Source organism: Pseudomonas sp. MD195_PC81_125, assembly GCF_014060985.1.
GTDB lineage: Bacteria > Pseudomonadota > Gammaproteobacteria > Pseudomonadales > Pseudomonadaceae > Aquipseudomonas > Aquipseudomonas parakoreensis.
Window position 1 is genome coordinate 1 of the sequence record NZ_JABULD010000253.1, and the last position, 8929, is coordinate 8929.

5 protein-coding genes are annotated in these 8929 nt (G+C 59.1%); 4 read left to right on the forward strand and 1 reads right to left on the reverse strand.

What is annotated here, in order from left to right; translation table 11 throughout:
• Positions 1–158 precede the first annotated feature (158 nt).
• Complete coding sequence (ettA, locus tag HT737_RS11065; RefSeq protein ID WP_047296679.1) at positions 159–1823, reverse strand: energy-dependent translational throttle protein EttA; 1665 nt, start codon at positions 1821–1823, stop codon at positions 159–161.
• A gap of 286 nt (positions 1824–2109) precedes the next feature.
• Between ettA and HT737_RS11070 the strand changes: the two genes are divergently transcribed.
• The 4 genes from HT737_RS11070 (at position 2110) to HT737_RS11085 (ending at position 8887) form a co-directional block, all read left to right on the forward strand.
• Positions 2110–5958, forward strand: a complete 3849-nt coding sequence (locus HT737_RS11070) for a bifunctional diguanylate cyclase/phosphodiesterase (RefSeq protein ID WP_121187282.1) — start codon at positions 2110–2112, stop codon at positions 5956–5958.
• 236 nt (positions 5959–6194) lie between these two features.
• Positions 6195–7448 (forward strand): serine hydroxymethyltransferase, encoded by a 1254-nt coding sequence (gene glyA, locus HT737_RS11075; protein ID WP_041065242.1) that lies wholly within the window; start codon positions 6195–6197, stop codon positions 7446–7448.
• Between the two features lie 227 nt (positions 7449–7675).
• Entirely contained in the window at positions 7676–8248 is a 573-nt protein-coding gene (locus HT737_RS11080) for a hypothetical protein (RefSeq protein ID WP_182402536.1), read from the forward strand.
• 357 nt (positions 8249–8605) lie between these two features.
• Positions 8606–8887, forward strand: a complete 282-nt coding sequence (locus tag HT737_RS11085; protein ID WP_182402538.1) for a hypothetical protein — start codon at positions 8606–8608, stop codon at positions 8885–8887.
• Positions 8888–8929: the final 42 nt, after the last annotated feature.

Genomic DNA, 8929 nt, shown 5'->3' on the forward strand with positions numbered 1-8929 from the left:
AGCTCCCACAGTTTTCGCGGCACCCACACATTCCAGGTACAACAAAAAACCTGTGGGAGCTGGCTTGCCAGCGATGAACGCAACCCGGTATTGCTGAAGAAACCCAGGCAAAAAAAACGGAGCCCGAAGGCTCCGCTTTTTCATCCAACCACCCCGAATCAGGCCAGTTTCTTGTGGCGTACCCGGTGTGGCTGGGCCGCCGCTTCGCCAAGACGCTTTTTGCGGTCGGCTTCGTACTCGGTGTAGTTACCTTCGAAGAACACCGCTTGCGAGTCGTCTTCGTACGCCAGGATGTGGGTCGCGACGCGGTCCAGGAACCAGCGATCGTGAGAGATCACAATGGCGGCGCCCGGGAAGTCCAGCAGGGCTTCTTCCAGGGAACGCAGGGTTTCGACGTCGAGGTCGTTGGACGGTTCGTCGAGCAGCAGGACGTTGCCGCCCTCCTTCAGGGTCAGCGCCAGGTGCAGACGACCGCGCTCACCACCGGACAGGTCCTTGACGAACTTCTGCTGGTCGCCGCCCTTGAAGTTGAAGCGACCGACGTAGGTGCGCGACGGGATCTCGTAGTTGCCGATGCGGATCTGGTCGGAACCGTCGGAGATCTGCTGGAACACGGTCTTGCTGCCGTCGAGGTCTTCACGGCTCTGGTCAACACAGGCCAGTTGCACGGTTTCACCGACTTCGATGCTGCCCGAATCCGGCGTTTCCTTGCCCATCAGCATGCGGAACAGGGTCGATTTACCGGCACCGTTACCACCGATCACGCCGACAATAGCGCCCTTCGGCATGGAGAACGACAGGTTGTCGATCAGGACGCGATCGCCGTAGCCCTTGGTGACGTTCTTGAATTCGATGACCTTGTCGCCCAGACGTGGACCGGCCGGGATGTAGATCTCGTTGGTTTCCGAACGCTTCTGGAATTCCTGCGACTGCATTTCTTCAAAGCGTGCCAGACGAGCCTTGGATTTCGACTGGCGGGCCTTGGCGCCTTTGCGCACCCACTCCAGCTCTTCCTTCATGGCTTTTTCGTGAGCCGACTGTTGCTTGGACTCCTGGGCCAGACGATCGGACTTGGCTTCCAGCCAACCCGAGTAGTTGCCCTCGTAAGGAATGCCCGCGCCGCGGTCGAGTTCCAGAATCCAGCCAGCAACGTTATCCAGGAAGTAACGGTCGTGCGTGATCGCGACCACGGTGCCCGGGAAGTCGTGCAGGAAGTGCTCCAGCCACGCCACGGAGTCAGCGTCCAGGTGGTTGGTCGGTTCGTCGAGCAGCAGCATGTCCGGAGCGGACAGCAGCAGGCGGCACAGGGCCACGCGACGTTTTTCACCACCGGACAGGTGTTCGACCTTGGCGTCCCAAGCCGGCAGACGCAGCGCATCGGCGGCGACTTCCAGTTGACGCTCCAGGTTGTGACCATCGCTGGCCTGCAGGATTGCTTCGAGCTTGGCTTGCTCGGCAGCCAGCTTGTCGAAGTCGGCATCCGGGTCAGCGTAAGCGGCGTAGACCTCGTCCAGACGCGCTTGCGCGTCCTTGATCACGCTGACCGCTTCCTCGACCACTTCACGCACGGTCTTGGTCGGATCAAGTTGTGGCTCTTGCGGCAGATAACCGATGTTCAGGTCCGGCATCGGACGGGCTTCGCCCTCGAACTCGGTGTCGACGCCGGCCATGATTTTCAGCAGCGTGGACTTACCCGAACCGTTGAGGCCGAGTACGCCGATCTTGGCGCCGGGGAAGAACGACAGCGAAATGTTTTTCAGGATTTCCCGCTTCGGCGGAACAACTTTGCCCAGCCGATGCATGGTGAAGACGTATTGAGCCATGGAGAACCTTGGGTCAGTGACAGATGAATGATTGGAGCGCAGGCGATGCCCGGCCAGACCGATGCGCGTCGTTCACTTGATGGTCATCAATGCGTGCGCGCTGAAAAAGTCTGAGTCTAGGAGCTGGAACGCTCCCGCGTAACCGGCAAAGCTACCTGAATGACGGAAGGCAGTCCAGCCGAGTGGGGCTGGCACTTCGCCACAACTCAAGGCATGCTAGCCGCCCTTCGGGCGTCCGGCTTATAGTGCACGTCGCGCCAGTCCAGCCAAACCGCAGGATTTCAGCTTGTCCAACGTTACCCCGCCAGCTTCTGTGAGCGCGTCCAATCCGGGGACCGGCTCGCCCCTGCGCGGAACATTGAAGGGTGCCTTGGCGACGCTGGTACTTTTGCTGCTGGCGTTGCTGTTCTGGCAGTTGCTCGACCAATTGCGCGAGACCCAGAAAAACCAGCGCCAGTACACCATCGACTACACCGCCGACCTCGCCTCGCAGGTCAGCCTGAACATGTCGCTGAATGCGCAAATCGCCCTCAACCTGCTACCGATCGTCGAACAGCCGCAGTCGTCCGACGAACAGCAGGCGCTGCTGCGCAAGCTCCAGCAATCGCTGCCGGACGTGCGCAGCCTGGCCCTGCTCAGCCCATCCGGGAAAATCCTCAACGACAGCGCCAGCGACAGCCACGACGCCGATTACCTCGCTGAACTGGTGCGCCGCAGCCGCGCCCAGGCGCATTACTTCAGCAACGCCGACGACGGCTCGGTGGTGCATCTGTTATTGCATCAGGCCAGCGGCAGCACGCGCGGCTACTGGGTGTTGCGCCTGACCCCGACCTTCTTCGACTCGCTGACCCAGCAGGGTGAAACCGGCATCCGCCCGTTGTGGCTGGTTGAAAACCGCCTCAACCACCAGATCATCAGCCGCGACGAAGCGCTGTCTTCAGCCAGGCCCGGCGTGCTGAGCCCCGACGACCTGGCCAACACTGTATTAACCGTACCGCTGAGCAGCAGCGACTGGCAGTTGCGCGGGCTGTTCGACCGTCAGCGGGTGCTCGAAGAACTGCTGCCAGCGTTTATCGGCAAATGCCTGCTGGGCCTGGCGTTCTCGATGTTGCCGGTGATCGCGCTGCTGAACATGCGTCGCCGCCAGCGCCAGTTGCATGAAGGCCGCCGGCGTTATCAGGACATCTTCGAAGGCACCGGTGTTGCGCTGTGCGTGCTCGATCTGTCCGGCCTCAAGCAAGTGTTCGACAAGGCGCAGATCCAGACCAGCGACCAGCTCAAGGCCTGGCTCGACCAACCGGCCCAGCGCCAGCAACTGCTGCAAGAACTGCGCGTCACCGAGGTCAATCAGGTCGCGCTGCAACTGCTCAATGTCCATTCCTGCGAGCACGCCTGGCAACTGCTGATCGACGGCCAGCCGCACAGCCAGTGCGCCATCGGCAACCAGGTGCTCGACGCGGTTCTGCAGCAACAGAAACAACTGGAACTGGAAATCAGACTGCCAGACATCAACGGTCGCGATCAGCACCTGTGGATGGTTCTGCGCCTGCCTGAGGAGCTGCACGACTATAAAGCGGTGATCCTCAGCATCAACGACATCACCAGCCGCAAGCTGATCGAACTGTCGCTGCTGGAGCGCGAAGGCTTTTGGTCGGACGTGGTGCGCACGGTGCCGGATCATCTGTATGTGCAGGACGTGATCAGCCAGCGGATGATCTTCAGCAACCATCACCTCGGCCAGACCCTCGGTTACAACCGCTCCGAGCTGCACCAGATGGGCGAGTACTTCTGGGAAATCCTCCTGCACCCGGAAGACGCCGACTATTACCACCGCTCACGGCAGATGCAGCGGCACGCCGGTTACAGTCAGTTGCTGCAATGTCAGCTGCGCTTCCGCCATCGTGACGGCAAGTGGCGGCGCTTCGACATTCGTGAGCAAGCGCTGGCCCGTGACAAACACGATCAGGTCACGCGGATCATCGGCGTGGCCAAGGACATCACCGAGCAGATCGAGGCCAGTGAATCGCTGCGTGACAGCGAACAGCGCTACCGCATGCTCGCCGAAAGCATCAGCGACGTGATTTTCTCCACCGACAGCAAGCTGTCGTTGAACTACGTCAGCCCGTCGGTGCAAGCGGTGCTGGGTTACGACGCCGAGTGGATTTTCCAGAACGGCTGGCAATCGACCATCGCCAACCCGCAACAACTGAGCGGCATCTACTCCCTGATGGACCGGGTCAGCAAAGCGCTCGACAAGCCTGAGCAACTCGCACAGCTGCGAAGCCAGGTGCAGACGCAGATGTTCCTGTTCGACTGCCTGCGTGCCGACGGTCGCAAGATCCCGATCGAGCTGCGCCTGGTGCTGGTGTGGGACGAACACGGCGCGTTCGAAGGCGTGCTAGGCGTCGGCCGCGACATCAGCCAGCAGCGCCGCGCCGAAAAAGACCTGCGTATGGCGGCCACGGTATTCGAGCACTCGACTTCGGCGATCCTGATCACCGACCCCGCCGGCTATATCGTGCAGGCCAACGAAGCCTTCAGCCGGGTCAGCGGTTACGCGGTGTCGGAAGTACTCGACCAGTTGCCGAACATGCTCACCGTCGACGAGCAACAGGACGCGCACCTGCGTTACGTGCTCAAGCAACTGCATCAGCACAGCACCTGGGAAGGCGAAGTCTGGCTCAAGCGGCGTAACGGCGAGCATTACCCGGCATGGGTCGGCATCACGGCGGTCCTCGACGATGAAGGCGATCTGGCCAGTTACGTGTGTTTCTTCAGCGACATCAGCGAGCGCAAGGCCAGCGAACAACGCATTCATCGCCTGGCCTACTACGACGCCCTGACCCACCTGCCGAACCGCACGCTGTTCCAGGATCGCCTGCACACCGCGCTGCAATCGGCCGAGCGGCAGAAGTCGTGGGTGGTGTTGATGTTCCTCGACCTCGACCGCTTCAAACCGATCAACGACTCCCTCGGCCACGCCGCCGGCGACCGCATGTTGAAAGACATGGCCACGCGCCTGCTGGCCTGCGTCGACGAAGACGACACCGTGGCGCGCATGGGCGGCGACGAGTTCACCCTGCTCCTGCAACACCGCTCCAGCCGCGAAATGGCGCTGAACCGGGCGATTCATGTGGCCGAGCAGATTCTCGCCAGTCTGGTGCGCCCGTTCGTGCTGGAAGGCCGCGAGTTCTTCGTCACCGCCAGTATCGGCATTGCTTTGAGTCCGCAGGACGGCAACGAACTCAGTCAGTTGATGAAGAACGCCGATACCGCGATGTACCACGCCAAGGAGCGTGGCAAGAACAACTTCCAGTTCTATCAGGCCGACATGAACGCCAGTGCGCTGGAGCGTCTTGAGCTGGAAAGCGACCTGCGCCATGCGCTGGAACAGAACGAATTCGTCCTGTATTACCAGCCGCAATTCAGCGGCGACGGCAAACGTCTGACCGGTGCCGAAGCGCTGCTGCGCTGGCGTCATCCGCGTCGCGGGCTGGTGCCGCCGGGGGATTTCATTCCGGTGCTGGAGGAGCTGGGGCTGGTGGTGGACGTTGGCGACTGGGTGATCAGCGAAGCCTGCCGTCAACTCAAGACCTGGCACCAGAACCGGGTGCGCGTGCCGAAAGTCTCGGTGAACATCTCGGCGCGGCAGTTCTCCGATGGCCAGCTCGGTACACGCATCGCCACCATCCTGCGCGAAACCGGGCTGCCACCGGCGTGCCTGGAACTGGAGCTGACCGAAAGTATCCTGATGCGCGAAGTCAGCGAGGCGATGCAGATTCTCGCCGGGCTGAAAAACCTTGGCCTGAGTATCGCGGTCGACGATTTCGGCACCGGTTATTCATCGCTGAACTACCTCAAGCAGTTCCCGATCGACGTGCTGAAGATCGACCGCACTTTCGTCGACGGCCTGCCGTCCGGCGAGCAGGATGCGCAGATCGCCCGTGCGATCATCGCCATGGCCCACAGCCTCAATCTGGCGGTGATCGCCGAGGGCGTGGAAACCCATGAGCAACTGGACTTCCTGCGCGAGCACGGTTGCGATGAAGTGCAGGGCTATCTGTTCGGCCGACCGATGCCGGCGAGCCGGTTTGAAGCGCAGTTCAGCAATGATGCGCTGTTCATGTTTGACTGAAGAAAAGATCGCAGCCTTCGGCAGCTCCTACAGGGATTGATGTCGGTCACAGTATTCGCAATCGGCCCCGATTACTGTAGGAACTGCCGAAGGCTGCGATCTTTTCAGGCCGGCAAAAGCACCGCACATCTGTCATGAACGCCACTTGTCTGCGACATGATGTCGTTTCATATGCCATCCAAAACCCATTGGGTTAGAATGCCCCCCTTTTCTGCCCCCGATCCTTGAGGACCGCCATGTTCAGCCGTGATTTGACTATTGCCAAGTACGACGCCGATCTCTTTGCCGCCATGGAGCAAGAAGCTCAGCGCCAGGAAGAGCACATTGAGCTGATCGCTTCGGAAAACTACACCAGCCCTGCGGTGATGGAAGCTCAAGGCTCGGTTCTGACCAACAAATACGCCGAAGGCTATCCGGGCAAGCGCTACTACGGTGGCTGCGAGTACGTTGACGTCGTTGAACAACTGGCCATCGACCGCGCCAAAGAGCTGTTCGGCGCCGATTACGCCAACGTTCAGCCGCACGCCGGCTCGCAAGCCAACGCCGCTGTTTACCTGGCCCTGCTGCAAGGTGGCGACACCATTCTGGGCATGAGCCTGGCCCACGGTGGTCACCTGACCCACGGCGCCAGCGTGTCCTCCTCCGGCAAGCTGTACAACGCCGTGCAGTACGGCATCGACGCCAATGGCCTGATCGACTACGACGAAGTCGAGCGTCTGGCCGTTGAACACAAGCCGAAAATGATTGTGGCCGGTTTCTCTGCCTACTCGCAGATTCTCGACTTCCCACGCTTCCGCGCCATCGCGGACAAAGTCGGTGCCTACCTGTTCGTCGACATGGCTCACGTGGCCGGTCTGGTCGCCGCTGGTGTCTACCCGAACCCGGTGCCTTTCGCTGACGTGGTCACCACCACCACGCACAAGACCCTGCGCGGTCCACGTGGCGGTCTGATCCTGGCGCGCGCCAACGCCGACATCGAGAAGAAGCTGAACTCCGCAGTATTCCCGGGCGCCCAGGGTGGCCCGCTGGAACACGTGATCGCCGCCAAGGCGATCTGCTTCAAGGAAGCATTGCAGCCTGAATTCAAGGCTTACCAGGAACAAGTGGTGAAGAACGCCCAGGCCATGGCCGAAGTGTTCATCGCGCGCGGTTTCGACGTGGTTTCCGGCGGTACCAAGAACCACCTGTTCCTGCTGTCGCTGATCAAGCAGGACATCTCCGGTAAAGACGCCGACGCCGCGCTGGGCAAAGCGTTCATCACCGTGAACAAGAACTCCGTGCCAAACGACCCACGCTCGCCGTTCGTCACTTCCGGCCTGCGCTTCGGTACTCCGGCTGTGACCACCCGTGGCTTCAAAGAGGCAGAGTGCAAAGAGCTGGCCGGCTGGATCTGCGACATCCTGGCTGACCTGAACAACGAAGCGGTGATCGATGCCGTTCGTGAGAAAGTCAAAGCCATCTGCAAGAAACTGCCGGTATACGGCGCTTGATGCGACGTTAAACCTGCAGCATGAAAAACCGGCCAAGTGATTGGCCGGTTTTTTTTTCGTCTGCGTGAAAGTCGCTGCCGCCTCACTTAAAACTTGAAACAACAACTTCAAAGAAAAACAGGACACCAACAAAACCTAGCTGTTAGTGTTAAAAACAGAACCCGCAACAGCAACTAAAAATCCACACAGAACGAAGAAACACCCATCAAAAACTCAAGGAAGAGTTCATGACAACGAACAGGCAAAAGTCATTTATCGCAACATTAATGCTGGACCAGCACCACCTGAATATCCTGGGAGCGCTTTATGAAGAACCGGTCTTGCGCACCGACAAATCATTTTCCGGCGGTTTTTACACCGGTACTCCCAGATTAATCGATGATGCCCACCTATTGGGTTGCCGCTTCCAAAGGGAAGTAACAAACGTACAACCCATGAACATTTATTTCCGCTGTACTGATGACTATTACCACCTTTACATACGCGATCACGCCACGCACACAGGTTATTGCCTGAGCAAGGATCGCGCCGGGGTGTTAGGGGCTTTTCTGCCGGCGGGCAGCGACACCACCTCTTTCAACTTGCTGAGCCACGATAACCGGATCATCACCCTGCAGGATATGGTCGGTGATCGTCAGCGAGTGCGACTCAAGGCACGTAACGCCGGCCAGATCACAGCGTTGCGTCGACGAGGCGCACCCTACATTTATATGGCCGAGACGGATAACACAGGCCTGCCGTTCACACTGAAAATCATCGAGCGCAATGCATCGTTTCTCAGTGATCCCGACGAAATCTGACATCAACGTTTCAGCATTCAACACTTACGCCACTGAACAGCCCGGCTGTTTAGTTATCAGCATTCAAAAGATCGAGTAATACCATGAGCACCAATCAGGAAAAATCCTTTATTGCAACATTGAGCACTCGCTATGGCTATCCACACTTTCCCAAGTTGACGTATGGCAGAAAGGTCACGACTCCACGACCCGATTATGAAGCCTTTACGTTTTCCCACCACCTGGATGTTTCAAACTATCTCTTTCTCAAGCCAGATGTTGCACCGGACGCACTGACCCTTTACTTCCGCTGCCTTGATGACTACTACACTATTTATATCTTTACGCCGGGCGAGTACTACTACAGAACCATCAGCCGTGAAGAAAAAAGACTTCCTGAACTCTTATGCAACCGAAGATGGGGACCAGACCACATTCAACCTGCTCAATGCCAAGGGCAATATCATCACGCTGGATCAGATCGACACGGATACGCCCACTGTCAGAATCCAGACCCGAGGCGGCGCGCTGTTGTGCGCCGGGCAAAGTCGTAACAAACATGATCCCAGAGTCGGCACGTTCGTACGCACCAACTCGAACCGCAGCGCCGGTGTTCTCGACTTCAAGCTCAATATCCTGAAGCGCAACGCGCCTTACTGAGCAGATTGAAATCCGCCAGCGTCAGTACAAACCAGCCCGGCG

Excerpts from the sequence above, each read along its gene's own strand:
- ettA (WP_047296679.1), bottom strand. The coding sequence starts at position 1,823 with ATGGCTCAATACGTCTTCACCATGCATCGGCTGGGCAAAGTTGTTCCG.
- glyA (WP_041065242.1), top strand. The coding sequence starts at position 6,195 with ATGTTCAGCCGTGATTTGACTATTGCCAAGTACGACGCCGATCTCTTT.
- HT737_RS11080 (WP_182402536.1), top strand. The coding sequence starts at position 7,676 with ATGACAACGAACAGGCAAAAGTCATTTATCGCAACATTAATGCTGGAC.